Source organism: Micromonospora sp. CA-111912 (assembly GCF_050948415.1).
Classification (GTDB): Bacteria; Actinomycetota; Actinomycetes; order Mycobacteriales; family Micromonosporaceae; genus Micromonospora.
On record NZ_CP192007.1, the window covers coordinates 234,907 to 249,657 of the forward strand.

Annotated in this window: 13 protein-coding genes; 10 read left to right on the top strand and 3 right to left on the bottom strand. The window is 73.4% G+C overall.

The window, feature by feature from the left end; all coding sequences use genetic code 11:
• The first annotated feature begins 99 nt into the window (after positions 1 to 99).
• The 5 genes from ACQPZO_RS01100 (at position 100) to purB (ending at position 5,492) form a co-directional block, all read left to right on the top strand.
• Positions 100 to 1,743, top strand: a complete 1,644-nt coding sequence (locus tag ACQPZO_RS01100; RefSeq protein ID WP_433346215.1) for a sugar ABC transporter permease — start codon at positions 100 to 102, stop codon at positions 1,741 to 1,743.
• 221 nt (positions 1,744 to 1,964) lie between these two features.
• The gene (locus ACQPZO_RS01105; RefSeq protein ID WP_433346217.1) at positions 1,965 to 2,858 is read left to right on the top strand and encodes a TNT domain-containing protein; all 894 of its coding nucleotides are present in this window, start codon (positions 1,965 to 1,967) and stop codon (positions 2,856 to 2,858) included.
• Positions 2,859 to 2,883: 25 nt separating this feature from the next.
• On the top strand, positions 2,884 to 3,138 hold the full coding sequence (locus ACQPZO_RS01110; RefSeq protein ID WP_433346219.1) for a hypothetical protein: 255 nt from the start codon (positions 2,884 to 2,886) through the stop codon (positions 3,136 to 3,138).
• A gap of 219 nt (positions 3,139 to 3,357) precedes the next feature.
• The gene (locus ACQPZO_RS01115) at positions 3,358 to 4,014 is read left to right on the top strand and encodes a hypothetical protein (RefSeq protein WP_433346221.1); all 657 of its coding nucleotides are present in this window, start codon (positions 3,358 to 3,360) and stop codon (positions 4,012 to 4,014) included.
• Positions 4,015 to 4,067: 53 nt separating this feature from the next.
• Positions 4,068 to 5,492, top strand: a complete 1,425-nt coding sequence (gene purB / locus ACQPZO_RS01120; RefSeq protein WP_433346223.1) for an adenylosuccinate lyase — start codon at positions 4,068 to 4,070, stop codon at positions 5,490 to 5,492.
• Between the two features lie 72 nt (positions 5,493 to 5,564).
• On the opposite strand, the gene ACQPZO_RS01125 is transcribed toward purB, so the two are convergent.
• On the bottom strand, positions 5,565 to 6,131 hold the full coding sequence (locus tag ACQPZO_RS01125) for a YbjQ family protein (RefSeq protein WP_433346225.1): 567 nt from the start codon (positions 6,129 to 6,131) through the stop codon (positions 5,565 to 5,567).
• A gap of 63 nt (positions 6,132 to 6,194) precedes the next feature.
• Positions 6,195 to 6,878, bottom strand: coding sequence for a S1 family peptidase (locus tag ACQPZO_RS01130; RefSeq protein WP_405114801.1), 684 nt, complete (start codon positions 6,876 to 6,878; stop codon positions 6,195 to 6,197).
• 356 nt (positions 6,879 to 7,234) lie between these two features.
• Here ACQPZO_RS01130 and purS point away from each other — a divergent pair, with 356 nt between their 5' ends.
• The 4 genes from purS to ACQPZO_RS01150 all read left to right on the top strand — a co-directional run bounded on the left by purS (position 7,235) and on the right by ACQPZO_RS01150 (position 11,840).
• Positions 7,235 to 7,498, top strand: a complete 264-nt coding sequence (purS, locus tag ACQPZO_RS01135; protein ID WP_387017176.1) for a phosphoribosylformylglycinamidine synthase subunit PurS — start codon at positions 7,235 to 7,237, stop codon at positions 7,496 to 7,498.
• The gene (purQ, locus tag ACQPZO_RS01140) at positions 7,495 to 8,178 is read left to right on the top strand and encodes a phosphoribosylformylglycinamidine synthase subunit PurQ (protein ID WP_350880559.1); all 684 of its coding nucleotides are present in this window, start codon (positions 7,495 to 7,497) and stop codon (positions 8,176 to 8,178) included. The genes purS and purQ overlap by 4 nt, the downstream gene beginning before the upstream one ends.
• Before the next feature lie 64 nt (positions 8,179 to 8,242).
• Positions 8,243 to 11,080, top strand: a complete 2,838-nt coding sequence (purL, locus tag ACQPZO_RS01145) for a phosphoribosylformylglycinamidine synthase subunit PurL (protein ID WP_433346228.1) — start codon at positions 8,243 to 8,245, stop codon at positions 11,078 to 11,080.
• Positions 11,081 to 11,084: 4 nt separating this feature from the next.
• Positions 11,085 to 11,840: a 2-phosphosulfolactate phosphatase gene (locus ACQPZO_RS01150; protein ID WP_433346230.1), complete on the top strand. Its 756-nt coding sequence runs from the start codon at positions 11,085 to 11,087 to the stop codon at positions 11,838 to 11,840.
• A 124-nt stretch (positions 11,841 to 11,964) separates the two neighbouring features.
• On the opposite strand, the gene ACQPZO_RS01155 is transcribed toward ACQPZO_RS01150, so the two are convergent.
• Complete coding sequence (locus tag ACQPZO_RS01155) at positions 11,965 to 14,160, bottom strand: carboxypeptidase regulatory-like domain-containing protein (RefSeq protein WP_433346232.1); 2,196 nt, start codon at positions 14,158 to 14,160, stop codon at positions 11,965 to 11,967.
• Between the two features lie 188 nt (positions 14,161 to 14,348).
• On the opposite strand from ACQPZO_RS01155, the gene ACQPZO_RS01160 reads away from it, so the two are divergent.
• Positions 14,349 to 14,684 (top strand): sterol carrier family protein, encoded by a 336-nt coding sequence (locus ACQPZO_RS01160; protein WP_433350706.1) that lies wholly within the window; start codon positions 14,349 to 14,351, stop codon positions 14,682 to 14,684.
• The last annotated feature ends 67 nt before the right edge of the window (positions 14,685 to 14,751 follow it).

Below are 14,751 nucleotides of genomic sequence, written 5' to 3' on the forward strand. Positions count from 1 at the left end.
GGCGCTTTCCTGCCGACCAGCCGGAGGTCCACGCTGATGCCTGCCCACCCGACGCCCCTGCCCGAGCCCGAAACTCGCCACGCGCCGCCGTCTGCGGCGGTGCCCGGTCCGAGGCCGTCCGGCGGCGTCGGGATCGGCCGGAGCGCCCAGGTCGTCACCGGACTGCTGTTGCTCGGACCGGCGGCTGTCGCCCTGCTCTGGTCCTATGTGCTTCCGTCGGTCCACACCCTGGTGGAGAGCTTTCGCCAGCGCAGCCTGCTGGACGGGCCGACCGAGTCTGCGGGCGGCGACAACTACGCGCAGGCGATCGAGCGCGGGTTCCTCGGTGACCTGGGCTTCGCGCTGCTGCTCGCCCTGGTGCCGCTGTTGCTCGCGCTCCTGGTCGCGCCGCTGCTCGCCCTTGCGGCACAGCACGCCGGTCGGGTGCCCCGCCTGGTGACCCGGGCGCTGCTGGCACTGCCGCTGGCCACCTACGCCCCGCTCGCGGTGGGCGCGGCGTGGACCCTCGACCGTGTCGGGGCTGACCGGGCCGCCTGGGCCCAGGCGCCCACGCTCACCGCCGTACGCACCGTGGCGCTGCTGACCGCCGGGCTGGTGGTCGCGGTCGGCGCCACATTCTTCCTCGGCGCGCTGCGTCGCCCAGACGGCGGCGTTTCCTCCGGTGGTCGCTCCCGCTCGGCGGTGCTGGGCGTCGGCGGCGTGCTGGGGCTGGCGGTCGTCGCGGTGACCGTGCAGTCCTGGTCCCTTCAGTGGCCCGTCCTCGGCGGACGCAGGGAGGACGCCGGCCCGCTGGTGCGGCTCGTCCAGGACAGCATGGTCCGGCTCGACTTCGGCGTCGGTGCCGCGGGCAGCGTGCTGCTGCTCGCGCTGCTGGCCGTGCTCGGCGTCCTCGCCGTCGGCCTGCTCCTGGTCACCCGGACGAGGATCGTCTTCACCGGGTGGCGGGACCGGCCGGTGGGCGCGGCACCCGGAACGAGGAACCCGATCGCGCTCGGCCTGCTGGTGGTGGGGCTGCTGGCGTTCCTCGGGCTGCTCGGCTACGTGCTGGCGCCGTGGCTGCGGTCGCTGGCCCCGGGTGCCGGAGAGCTGCCCGCCAGCCTCTCCGCCGGCAGAATCCAGGCCAACACCTGGCTCCCGCCGCTGATCTCCACAGTGGTCGGGGTGGGGCTCGCCGCCCTGGCGGGCTTCGCCATCGGTGGCCTGCGTCCGCTCGGCCGCGCCAGCGAGTTGCTCCTGCTGCCGTTCGCGCCCTGGCTCTTCGTCGGCGCCGGCCCGCTGGCCATCGCCCATTTCGACCGGGTCCGGGAGGCCGACCAGCTCGACACCTTCGTCGGGTTGATCCCGCTGGGCTGGCTCTGCATCCCCGCGCTGGTGGCGTTCACCCTCTTCTTCCGGGGCCAGCGGGAGCGCTGGGCGGCCGGCGGCCGGTTCGGCCCGACCATGCTGCTGCCCGCCCTCCCCCTACTGGCGGCCGTCGGGCTGCTCGACTGGCTGGTCGGCGCGCAGAGCTGGCTCTGGCCGCGACTGGTGGTCCAGGGCATCGAGCACGCGCCAGCGTCCAGCTTGCTCGTCATGCGGCTCGCGGAGGCCTTCGGTGCCGACGGGTCGGCGCAGGGGCTGATGGCCCAGGTGTTGCCGCTGCCGATGCTGGCGCTGTTCCTGATCGCCTTCGTGGCGTTGCAGGTGGGCTACCTGGACCGGCTCGCCGTCCGGGCGGGCACGGCGGAGAAACGCGTCGACTGACTTCCTTGATCGTCTGCTGAGAAGTGAGTCGACACGCCGGCCGTGGTCTCCGGAATCAGCAAACGATCATGTTCACCGGCGTGCTGCTCCGGACGCAACGGGGGAGAGGTGCCGAGCGGCGCCTCTTCTCCCACCGGCTGACAAAACGCATAAAACCTCACATTCAGCTTCGAACCCCTCAACCATGAAGGCACCTGTCGTCCTTCATGAGGAGGTTCGTAGTGAGATCCAGACGCTGGCTGGTCGCCGCGCTCTCCGGCGCGGCCCTGGTCCTGCTCCCCGGTGCCGCGTACCAGTTCACCACCCCCACCGCGATGGCCCGGGCCGACGCGCTCACCGAAGACGGCCGGTCGCAGGCCGGGCAGCCCGGGGGCCGGCCGGCCCCCTACCCCGGTGGTGGCCCCTCCCAGCCGTCACCGCCGCCGCCACAGAGCCTCTGCCGTGCCGGCCTGCCGCCGAACGCGCCGGAGACCACCCAGTTCTTCGACGGAAACAGGCTGCTCGGGCCGGCCCAACTGCCCGCCGGCGCACCGGTCGGGCCGCTGCTTGCCGGCTACCAGCGGCTCGGTGCGCAGACCGAGAGCCAATGGCTGGCGAACTACACCGCCGGCAGCCCGGCCCAGTTGCGCTTCCCGCCGCAGGACGGCTACGCCCTCGGCCCGCACGGCGAGCCGATCAAGGCCCGGCAGACCCTGCTGTTCGGGTACCGCCTCGACCGCTTCGGCTTTCCCGGCGGCGCCTTCCTGTCCCCGCTCGGCACCCCGTTCAGCGCTCGCTCGCTGGCACCCCAGAGCCTGAACACGCCACCGATCCCGCCGCCCCCGCCCGGCGTCCCGGCGGCGGCCCCGTTGGCCAACTACCACACCTACTGCGTGCTCAAGCCGTTCGACGTCGACTCTGGCCCGATCGCGCCGTGGTTCGCCCAGCCCGGCCTGGGCACCCAGTTCCAGCTCAACCCGGCGTACGTGCCACAGGCCGGTGGGACCCTGAACGTGCAGTGGCTCATCGACCACCAGTACATCGTCGAGGAGTACCTGGGCGCCGCTGCACCGTCGTGCCCGACGACCGCCGTGCCGCAGCAGGGTGGGGCGGACGGCACAGTGCCCGTCTGTTGAGGCCCGGGAACAGGGGAGGTCGGGAGTGGACCGGTACGAGGTACGTGACGCCCTGCTAGCGACCGGGATGTCACCGGACGCCTTCGAGCTGGAAGGCGTGCACGAGCACGTGCCGGTCCCTCCCGACTTCTGGTTCCTGCGCCGGTCGTCGGGGGGACGGTGGGAGATCGGCGCCTACGAGCGCGGCAGGTACGACGTCCGGCTGGCGTTCGACACCGAGGAGCAGGCGTGCGCGGCGCTCTGGCGGGCCCTCACGGGCCGCCCCGCGCCCGGGTCCTGACGCCGGCTGATCTGCCTGGGTGGCCGACGGCCTCCCGTTGATCCAGGCGGGGAGGCGCAACGAGCAACCCGCGAGCCGCGGTCGCTGACCGGCACGTCCTTGTCCACAGGACCGACGGGGCAGAGGTAACCGTGCAGGTCGGGCCGCTGTTGCCGGGCGTACCTATGGTGGGTTCCAGCCGCCTCGGACCTCGCCGGTGGCGCCCCCGAAGGAGTGGCCATGCCTGGTCGAGCCCTGCTCCGCCCCGCCGCCGTCGTCCTGGTCGTCGCGCTCGCGGCCAGCGGCTGCACGTCCACGACGAGTTCCACGGAGTCCACCGCGTCGACGGCGGTGACCGGGGCCCCCGACGACGCGGCTGCGGCACCGGGCGCCGCCGCGACGACCAACGCCCCCGGCGGCCCCGACACCGGCACGAAGGGCGGTGGCACGACGGGCGGTGGCACGAAGGGCAGTGGCACGACGGGCGGTGGCACGAAGGGCGGTGGCGCGCCCGGTGGCGGCGCTACGGGCGGTGGCGCGACCGGTGGCGGCAGTCAGTCCGGCACGAAGTCGAGCGGTCCCACCATCGCCTACTTCCGGGTCGCCGACGGGCCGTCCTGCCCGGCCGGGACCAACATCAACCCGATCGCCGGGAGCCCGGTCCTCGTGGAGTGGAGGGTCAGCAACGTCGACTCCGTCGCCCTCTCGATCGACGGCCCCGGCATCTACGCCGACGACTACCCGTCGGCCGGCAGCGAGGCCTTCAACTTCCCCTGCTCGGGCGTGGAGGGCGACGTCCAGAAGCACACGTACACGCTGACCGTGCGCAACTCCCACGGCAAGCAGACCAAGACCATCGTGGTGAGCGCCCCGGTGCACGACGTGCCCACGGTGTGAGTCCTGGTGGCCTGGCTGGGGTGACGAGCCCGACGTGCGGGAGAATGAGGTACGTGACGACGATCCCGAACGTGCTCGCCCACCGGTACGCCTCGCCCGAACTGGTCGCCCTCTGGTCACCGGAGGAGAAGGTACGGATGGAGCGGCGGCTCTGGCTCGCCGTCCTCCGCGCCCAGCGCGACCTCGGCGTGGCCGTCCCCGACGGGGTCGTCGAGGCGTACGAGCGGGTGCTGGACGACGTCGACCTGGCCTCGATCGCCGAGCGCGAGCGGGTCACCCGGCACGACGTGAAGGCCCGGATCGAGGAGTTCAGCGCGCTCGCCGGGCACGAACACGTGCACAAGGGGATGACCTCCCGGGACCTCACCGAGAACGTCGAGCAACTCCAGGTACGTGCCTCGTTGGAGCTGGTCCGGGACCGGGTCGTCGCCACGCTGGCCCGGCTGGCCCGGCTCGCCCACGAGCACTCCGGCCTGGTGCTGACCGGCCGCTCGCACAACGTCGCCGCGCAGGCCACCACGCTGGGCAAGCGCTTCGCGTCGGCCGCCGAGGAGCTGCTGATCGCGTACGAGCGGCTCGAAGACCTGATCAACTGGTACCCCCTGCGTGGGATCAAGGGCCCGGTCGGCACCTCCGCCGACCAGCTCGACCTGTTCGACGGTGACGCCGCGAAGGTCGCCGAGCTGGAACGCCGGGTCGCCGAGCATCTCGGCTTCTCCCGGGTGCTGGACAGCGTCGGCCAGGTCTACCCGCGCTCGATCGACATGGCGGTGCTGGCCGCACTGGCACAGGTGGCCGCCGCCCCGTCGTCGCTGGCCACCACGATCCGGCTGATGGTCGGCCAGGAGCTGGTCACCGAGGGCTTCAAGCCGGGCCAGGTGGGTTCCAGCGCGATGCCGCACAAGATGAACACCCGGTCCAGCGAGCGGGTGAACGGCTTCGCGGTGATCATTCGGGGGTACCTGTCGATGGTCGGCGAGCTGGCCGGTGACCAGTGGAACGAGGGGGACGTCTCCTGCTCGGTGGTCCGCCGGGTCGCCCTGCCGGACGCGTTCTTCGCCGCCGACGGGCTGTTCCAGACGTTCCTCACCGTGCTCGACGAGTTCGGGGCGTACCCGGCGGTGATCAACCGGGAGCTGGAGCGCTTCCTGCCCTTCCTGGCCAGCACGAAGATCCTGGTCGCGGCGGTCCGGCGGGGCGTCGGCCGGGAGGCCGCGCACGAGGCGATCAAGGAGCACGCGGTCGGTGTGGCGCTGGCCATGCGCGAGCGGGGCACCGCCGAGAACGACCTCTTCGACCGTCTGGCCGGGGACGAGCGACTCGGCCTGTCCCGCGCCGACATCGACGACCTGGTCGCCGACCGCACCGCCTTCGTCGGCGCCGCCGAGGCCCAGGTCAACGCGGTCACCACCCGCATTGCCAAGATCGTCACCGCCCACCCCGACGCCGCCAACTACTCCCCACCCCCCATCCTCTGACCCACCCCACCCGCCTCGCCCCCTTGCCGGGCGGGACTGCGCCGGGCGGGACTGCGCGCGGGGTGGGGTGGGTCAGGAGTTGCGGGTGGGGGTTTCGGCGGCGGAGCTGAGGTTGGGGGCGCTGGCCGGTTCGGCGATGCCGCCGGGGGACCCGGTGATCGCCGGGTCGTTGGCCGTCTCGGCCGCGATCATGGGCTGGTCCGGGGGCATGATGTCCGGGGTCTTGGGGGCCACGATCACCGCCGTGCCGTACGCGCAGATCTCCATCCACATCTCGCCGCAGTCCCGGCTGTCGAAGCGCATGCCGATCACGGCGTTCGCGCCGAGGCGGCGGGCCTCCTCGCCGAGGCGGGCCACCGAGTCCGTCCGCCAGCGGGTCAGGTTGTCCGGCGCCATCGGGTCGTACGCGCCGCCGCGAAGGTTCTTCACCCCCTCGCGGTACGGGTTGCGCGTCCTGGCCATCGAGGACACCACTTCGCCGAGGATCTGGCGGATCTCGTAGCCGGGCAGTTGATCCGTCGTCACGACCAGCACGGTTCGATGCTGTCGCATCGGCCGGGGGCCGGTTCGTCGGCCGTGGTCAGCTGACCGGATGCTGCAAAACGGGTCGGCGCGGACGGCCGGCGCTCTGCCGACCATCCGCGCCGCCCGCGGTGTCAACGACCCGACAGGCCCCAGACGGGGTGCCGGGACGGGTGACCGTCAGACACCGGCCACCGAGGTGATCCAGGCCCGGTTGTACGCGACGCTGCCGTAGTTCTGGATGCTCGACCCGTCGGCGGTGGACGCCACGCCGACCTGTCGGCCGCTGTAGAACTGCGGGCCACCCGAGTCGCCCCGCCACGCGTTGCCGTTGATCCGGGTGCTCCGGATCGCCTGCCCGCCGTACGCGTCGGTCACGTTGGTGCTGGTCACCTGGACGCTGGCGGTCTTGAGCTGGCTGGAGGCGGAGCAGCCGCTGTAGCAGGTCATGCCCCAGCCGTAGATCGTGTTGGTGGAGCCGACCGGCGGGTTGGCGCTGGCCAGCGTGACGGTGGACGTGCTGACCGTGCTGGACAGCTGCAGCAGGGCCAGGTCGTAGCGGGTGTACGAGGCGCTCACGGTGCGGGTGGTGCCGCCCGAGGCGTAGTAGACGCTGCCGACCCGCACGGACATGGTGCCGCTGACGCAGTGCCGGGCGGTGAGCACCCACTGCGCGGCGATGACGCTGCCGGAGCAGGTGAACGAGCCGTTGCTGAAAACGGCGGCCGCCCACGGGGCGGAGGAGACGGTGCCGCCGCCGATGATCGGCTGAGGGCCGGCCGGGGCGGCGACTGCGCCGCCGGCGGCGCCCAGGACGCCGACCAGGGCGGTTCCGACCACGGCGAGCAGGGAACGGATACGCATCGGGACGTACTCCTTGCCTCTCGGACCCGGGATCGCCGGGTCGGTCGCGCCGGCGTGGGTCACGGTCCACCCGCCGGCTTTGCATGGAGATCTATCGATGGATAGTAGGGGTCGGCGCGTCTTGCGACAAGAGTGCAATCGAGGCTGGTTGATGTAACAATTTGGCTCTCCGTGGCGTGGCGAACGACCTGCTCTGGGACGTTTCACGCAGGACCGGACACCGGGCGGCCGGTTATGTTGATCACTGCCTGAACTGCCCCCGGCCGGTGGGGCTGAGGCGGTATCTGCCAGGTAGGCTGGCTGCGCTCGCCCGTTGTGGGTCGGCACCCAACTGCGTACACAGTCAGGAGTGCCCAGTGCCTCGCGTCGTCGTCGACGTCATGCTCAAGCCCGAGATCCTCGATCCTCAGGGCCAGGCCGTCGCAAACGCGCTGCCCCGGCTCGGCGTCAGCGACGTCGCCTCTGTCCGGATCGGCAGGCGGATCGAGATCGAGTTCACCGGTGAACCGGACCTGGACCGGGCCCGGGAAATTGCCGACAAGCTGCTCGCCAACCCGGTCATCGAGGACTTCACCGTCCGCGTGGTCGAGGCCGACGAGACCGTGGGCGCACGCCCGTGACCGCGCGGGTCGGTGTGGTGACGTTCCCCGGCTCGCTCGACGACGGGGACGCCGCCCGGGCCGTCCGGATCGCCGGAGCCGAGCCGGTCCGGCTCTGGCACGGCGAGGCGGACCTGCGCGGGGTGGACGCCGTCGTCCTCCCCGGCGGCTTCTCCTACGGCGACTACCTGCGCTGCGGTGCCATCGCCCGGTTCGCCCCGGTGATGGAGACCCTGGTGGACGCCGCCCGGGGCGGCCTGCCCGTGCTCGGCATCTGCAACGGTTTCCAGATCCTCTGCGAGGCCCACCTGCTGCCCGGCGCGCTCACCCGCAACCAGCACCTGCACTTCCGTAACCGGGACCAGGCCCTCCGGATCGAGGCCGCCGGCACGGCGTGGACGAACACGTTCCAGCCGGGCCAGGAGGTGCTGATCCCGGTCAAGAACGGCGAGGGCTGCTACGTCGCCGACGCCGCGACGCTCGACCAGCTCGAGGCCGAGGGCCGGGTCGTCGCCCGCTACGTTCGCGGCAACCCCAACGGGTCGCAACGCGACATCGCCGCGATCACCAACCCCGCCGGCAACGTGGTCGGCATCATGCCGCACCCCGAGCACGCGGTGGAGGCGCTCACCGGCCCCTCCCTGGACGGCCTCGGCTTCTTCACCTCGGTGCTCAAGCACCTGGTGGGGGCCCCGGCGTGACCGTGCGCGGCACCATCGGTCGGCTCAACCGCCCCTGCGGCGGCGAGCGCAGCGAGGAGAGGTCATGACCACCCATCCGGACCCGGCGGTACGGGAGAACCCGGGCGGCTTCCCGGCCGCCCCGGCGGAGCCGTTCACGGCTCCCGTGACGCCGCAGCCCGGCCCGGTCCCGGCCCGGCCCGTCGAGGCGGTCCGTCACCCCGACCAGGCCCGGTCCGCGCCCTCCGGCGACTGGGCGCACGGCCCCGACACCGTGCCGCGTGCCATGGACACCCCCGGCGAGCTCCAGCCGTACGCCGAGCTGGGCCTGCGCGACGACGAGTACGACCGGATCCGGCACATCCTCGGTCGCCGCCCCACCCAGGCCGAGCTGGCCATGTACTCGATCATGTGGAGCGAACACTGCTCCTACAAGTCGAGCAAGGTGCACCTGCGCCAGTTCGGCGAGAAGGCCCCGCCGAGCGACCGGCTGCTCGCCGGCATCGGCGAGAACGCCGGCGTGGTCCAGGTCTCCGCCGAACTGGCGGTGACCTTCAAGGTCGAGTCGCACAACCACCCGAGCTTCGTCGAGCCGTACCAGGGCGCGGCGACCGGCGTCGGCGGCATCGTCCGGGACATCCTCGCCATGGGCGCCCGCCCGGTCGCCGTGATGGACCCGCTGCGCTTCGGCGCGGCCGATCACCCCGACACCGCCCGGGTGCTGCCCGGCGTGGTGGCCGGTGTCGCCGGCTACGGCAACTGCCTCGGCCTGCCCAACATCGGCGGCGAGGTCGTCTTCGACCCCTGCTACCAGGGCAACCCCCTGGTCAACGCGCTCTGCCTCGGCGTGCTTCCGGTCGACCGGCTGCAGAAGAAGGAGGCCGCCGGCCCCGGCAACGTCGTGGTGCTCATGGGTGCCCGGACCGGCCGGGACGGCATCGGCGGCGTGTCGGTGCTGGCCAGCGCCACCTTCGACGAGGGCAGCGAGCGGCGCCGCCCGTCCGTGCAGGTCGGCGACCCGTTCATGGAGAAGCTGCTCATCGAGGCGTGCCTGGAGCTGTACGACGCCGAGCTGGTCGTCGGCATCCAGGACCTCGGCGGAGCCGGATTGACCTGCGCGCTCACCGAGACCGCCGCCTCCGCCGGCACCGGCATGCGGGTCCGGCTGGAGCGGGTCCCGCTGCGCGAGGCCTCGATGGAGCCGCACGAGATCCTGGCCAGCGAGTCGCAGGAGCGGATGCTGCTGGTCGTCGCCCCGGACAAGTTGGAGGCGGTGCTCAAGACCGCCGAGAAGTGGGGCGTCTGGGCCACCGCCATCGGCGAGGTCACCGCGCCGTCCCCGGACGGCCAGCCGGGCCGGCTGGTGATCACCTGGCGCGACCATCTCGTGGTGGACGTCCCGCCGGGCTCGCTGGTCGACGACGGTCCGGTCTACGCCCGTCCGATGCGCGAGCCGGCCGACCTGATCCTCATCCAGGCCGACCGGGCCGAGACGCTGCCCCGGCCGGCGACCCCGGAGGCGCTGCGGGAGACCGTGCTGCGCATGATCGCGTCGCCGAACCTGGCCGACAAGACCTGGGTCACCGAGCAGTACGACCGGTACGTGCTGGGCAACACCGTGCTCGCCCAGCCGGAGGACTCCGGCGTGATCCGGATCGACGAGCGCACCGGTCTGGGCGTCGCCCTGTCGCTGGACGGCAACGGCCGGTACGCCCGGCTCGACCCGTATCACGGCACGAAGCTGGCGCTGGCCGAGGCGTACCGGAACGTGGCGGTGACCGGCGCGAAGCCGATCGCCGTGACCAACTGCCTCAACTTCGGCTCGCCGGAGGACCCGGGCGTGATGTGGCAGTTCGCCGAGGCCGTCCGCGGCCTGGCGGACGGCTGCCTGGAGCTGGGTATCCCGGTGACCGGCGGCAACGTCAGCTTCTACAACCAGACCGGCGCGGCTGCGATCCACCCGACCCCGGTGGTCGGCGTGCTCGGCGTGCTGGACGACGTGGCCGAGCGCGTGTCGATGGGCTTCGTCCCGCGCACCGGCGGCGATCACGACCAGCTCTTCCTGCTCGGCGAGACGCACGTGGAGCTCTCCGGCTCGGAGTGGGCCTGGGTGACCCACGAGCACCTCGGCGGCATCCCGCCGCAGGTCGACCTGTCCCGCGAGCGGCAGCTCGCCGAGCTGCTGGCCGAGGCCGCCCGGGTCGGGCACCTCAGCTCGGCGCACGATCTGTCCGACGGTGGCCTCGCGCAGAGCCTGGTCGAGTCCTGCCTGCGCCGCGGGGTCGGAGCACAGATCGCGGTGCCGGAGCACTTCGCCGGCGGTTCGATGCCGTTCGTCTTCCTGTTCAGCGAGTCCGCCGGGCGGGTCCTGGTCTCGGTGCCGCGCGGCCACGAGAAGGCGTTCACCTCCCTCTGCGCCGAGCGCGGGGTCCCGTGGGAGATCATCGGGGTCACCGACCAGGCCAGCGGGGCCCTTGAGGTGCGCGGCCAGTTCCGAATCGGCCTGGACGAGCTGCACGCCGTACACGGCGCCACGCTGCCCCGGCTGTTCGGCAGGACGGAGTCGGCCGAGGCCGCCCCCGCCGGGCCCCGCACCGCTCCGGCGGCGACCGCGGCTGCTTCGGCCCCGGCTCCGGCGGTCGACACCGTCGAGGGTGCCCGGGAGGCGGCGGCCCCCGTCGCCGCGCCGGCCGATCGGGTGGCGCCGGAGCACACCGGGTCCGCCCTGGCAGACATGACGGCCGCCGACACGACGGCGGCGCCCGCGGCCAGGCCCACCGCCGACGCCCCGGGCGGGGCGTCCGGGCAGCCGGTCGACGGCGGGCCCGAGCGGGTCGACGGCGCGGAGCGGGCCACCGGTCCCTCCCGGGCGACCGAATCCGGCGCTGGTGGCGCCGGGTTCGCCGCGCCCGATCAGCGCTGAGACGTTGGCCGCGGCCGTCTTCGCCCAACCCGGCTCCGGTGCCCGGTTCGACTGGGGGCTGACCGGCGCGGCGGAGCTCGGCCGCGTCTGCGCCGTCCTGGTGGTGGTGGACGTGCTCTCGTTCACCACCGCCGTGGAGGTCGCGGTCGCCCGGGGGATGCGGGTGCACCCGTTCCCCTGGGGCGAGCAGGCGGCGGAGTACGCGCGTCGGGTTGGCGCGGTAGCGGCCGTGGGCCGCCGGCAGATGACCCCGGAGCACCCGTGGTCGCTCTCCCCGGCGGCGCTGCGCACCGCGCCGGTCGTCGCTGACCTCGTGCTGCCGTCGCCGAACGGCTCGGCGATCAGCGCCGCCGCCAGCGCCACCGGGCTTCCGGTGGTCGCCGCCTGCCTGCGCAACGCCCGCGCCGTCGGGCGCTGGCTGTGTGAGCGGGGGTACGGCTCGGCCGACGGCCCGATCGGCGTGATCGCCTCCGGCGAGCGCTGGCCCGACGGCGCCCTGCGACCCTCCGTGGAGGACCAGCTCGGGGCGGGGTGCGTGCTCGACGTCCTCTCCGGGGTGCCCGGCGGGCTGTCGGTGGAGGCCGCGATGACCCTCGCCGCGCTGGCCAGCACCCCGGACGTGCCGGCCGCCGTGCGCGGCTGCGTCTCCGGCCGGGAACTCATTGAGGGCGGCTTTGCCGACGACGTGGAGGTCGCGGTCCAGGTCGGCGTCTCGGACGTGGTACCGGTGCTGCGGCAAGGCGTCTTCTCGGCCGCCTGAGCCGGCTCGCCCGCCCCTCGGCCGGTCCCTTTCTCTGTCCCTCCCCGGCCCCGACGGGCGAGAGCGGCTGCCCGACGGGGCAGCCGCTCTCTGCGTCGCGGTGCGGGCGGTCGACCCGCGAGGGTCAGTCGTCCAGCCAGTCCAGCCGGCGCCCGCCACGGTCCTGCTGCGGCGGGCCGTCGGGCCGGGCCCGACCCGGCTGGGCCTGGTCGCCGTAGCCGCCCTGCTGCTGGTCGTAGCTGGTTGGCTGGTCGTATCCGTGACCCTGCTGCGGGGGCTCCTGGCCGTACCCTCCACGCTGCTGCGGGGGCTCCTGGCCGTACCCCCCGCCCTGCTGGCCGTACCCGCCTGCCTGGCCGTAGCCGCCCTGCTGGCCGTAGCTCTCGCCGCCGTAGCTGCCACCGCGCTGGTCGTGGCCGCCGCCCGGCTGGCCGCCGTGGCCGCCGCCCGGCTGGCCGGCGTCGTAGCCACCCTGCTGACCGCCGTAGCCGCCACCCTGCTGACCGCCGTAGCCGCCACCCTGCTGACCGCCGTAGCCGCCGCCCGGCTGGCCGGCGTCGTAGCCGCCCGGCTGGCCGTACCCGCCGCCGGTGGGCTCGCCGCCGCGGCCGTACTGCGGAGGCGGCTCCGGCTGGCCGTAGTTGTGGCCCTGGTCGGCCTGGTAGGTGCTGGTCGGGTACGGGTCCGCCGGCGGGATGTACGAACCGGTGCCCTCGCCGGTGTACCGGCCGGTCGGCTCGTCGTAGCGCTCGCCGTAGCCGCCGCCCTGGCCCGGGTAGCCCTGGGCCGCCGCGTCCGCTGGTGCGCCGTAGCCCCGGCCGCCGTAGCCGCCGCCGGACGCCGGGGCGTCGGTGCCGTACCCGCCGTAGCCGCCGGTGGAGGCGGGCGCGGTGCCGTAGCCGGCCCCGGAGGCGGGCGCGGTGCCGTAGCCGGCCCCGGAGGCGGGCGCGGTGCCGTAGCCGGCCCCGGAGGCGGGCGCGGTGCCGTAGCCGGCCCCGGAGGCGGGCGCGGTGCCGTAGCCGGCCCCGGAGGCGGGCGCGGTGCCGTAGCCCCCGGCCGTGCCGTAGCCGCCGCCCTGGGGCTCGTCGCCGTATCCGCCGCCGCTGCCGGCTCCCCAGCCGCCCTGCTGGCCACCGGAGCCGTAGGCGGACGGCGGGGCGGCGTACGGGTCCGGCGGGACGTCGTCCACGATCGGCCGCTGCATCATCGTCGGTGCGTCGCTGAGCGAGGCGCCACCGACCATCGTCGGGTCCGGCCCGGCGCCCCGGTTGACCACCCGGGTCTTGTCGTCCGCCCCGTGGTACGCCCCCCGGGCGGCGGGCACCGCGACGGCACCGGCCGGGGCGTCGTCGTCGGTGTCGTCGCCGTTCTCCCGGCGCTTCATCCAGAGCAGCACGATGGTGCCCACGCCGACGGCCACGAACAGGCCGCCGAGCAGGATGAGCAGCCAGTTGAAGCCGTCGGAGTCGTCCTCGGCGGCGGCGTTCTTCGGGGCCCCAGGGGTGGCCGCGGGGCCTTCCTCGGTGGTCTCCTCGGTCGGCTCCTCGGTGGGCAGCGGCTCCTCGCTGGCCGACGGGGTGGGACTCGGGCTCACCTCGACCTTGATCGCCAGGCTGATCCGCTGCCCGGTCACGCTCTGCCCGGCGCTCGCGTCGAAGGACTTGGTGGTGCGGAACTCGCCCCGGACGGCACCGATACCGATCCGGCCCGGGGTGATCGGCCGGTCCTTGCTGCCGGTGAAGCGGAAGTTCCCGCTGCCGTCGCTGGTGGTCTCGTAATGGTGGCCGGCGCTGTCCTGGAGCATGACGGTGGCGTTCGGCACCGCCGCGTTGTTGGCTGTGGCCACCACCTTGCCGGAGACCGACTTGACGGTCTGCACCTGCTCCTGCGTCGGGGTCGGCGCGGCCTTCGCCTTCACGGTGAGCTGGAGGTCCCGACCGTTCTGGCCGCCCTGGGGGCTGGTCGCGTTGACCGTCACCCGCTGGTTTTCCGCGTTCGGCGCGTCGCCGGAGGCGCGGAGCTGGACGACGTGGTTCGCCGGGCCGGTGCCGTCGAAGTCGACCTTGCCGCAGCCGCTCCCACAGCTCACGCCTCGCGGGAGACCCGCCACGGTGATGAGGACGAACTTCTCGTCGTCGCTCCTCGGCGTCAGCTGCACGTTGACGTCGGTGGTACCGCCTGCCTGGATGGTCGCTGAACCAGGGGAGACGCTGATGTCGGCTGCCAGGGCGGGTGCGGCGGGGGCGGCGAGCAGGACGCCGACCACCAGCGCCACGACCACACCGGCCCGCTGCTTCCAGGCACGTCGGTGTGTTGACACGTCCACCGCCTTCCGGTCTGACTTCCCTGGCCGGCGGGGCGCCGGGCCGGGGATCATCACGGTACGAATACGCCGTCGGCAACTATGCCTTGTCTGACCGGATCGGCGCGACCCAGGGCCGTGTCGAAAGCGTCGGAGCCGGGTCGTATCGTCCCGTCGTGTCCTCTCCGCACACAAAGTCCGCAGCCGTGGCCGCCGCGCTCGCCGCCCTCGACGAGGGTCGTACGCCCGAACGGCTGGTGTACCGGGAGGCGGTTCGTGCCCTCTTGGCCGCCCTTGCGGACCGAGCCCCCGGCCGATCGGTGGAGGTGCGTGTTCCACCTTACGGTGCAGTTCAGTGCATTCCCGGTCCCCGACACACCCGTGGCACCCCGCCCAACGTCGTCGAGCTGGACCCGGCGACCTGGTTGGAGCTGGCGACGGGCCGCCGAAGCTGGGCGGACGCGGTCGCCGAGGGGCGCGTACGGGTCAGCGGTGTCCGCGCTGACCTCTCCGTGCACCTTCCGCTCCGACTGGGCGACTAGCCAACACGCCAGACACGGAAAGGGGTCACACCGTGACTCTCAGTATTGACGCTCATTCGCGTACACT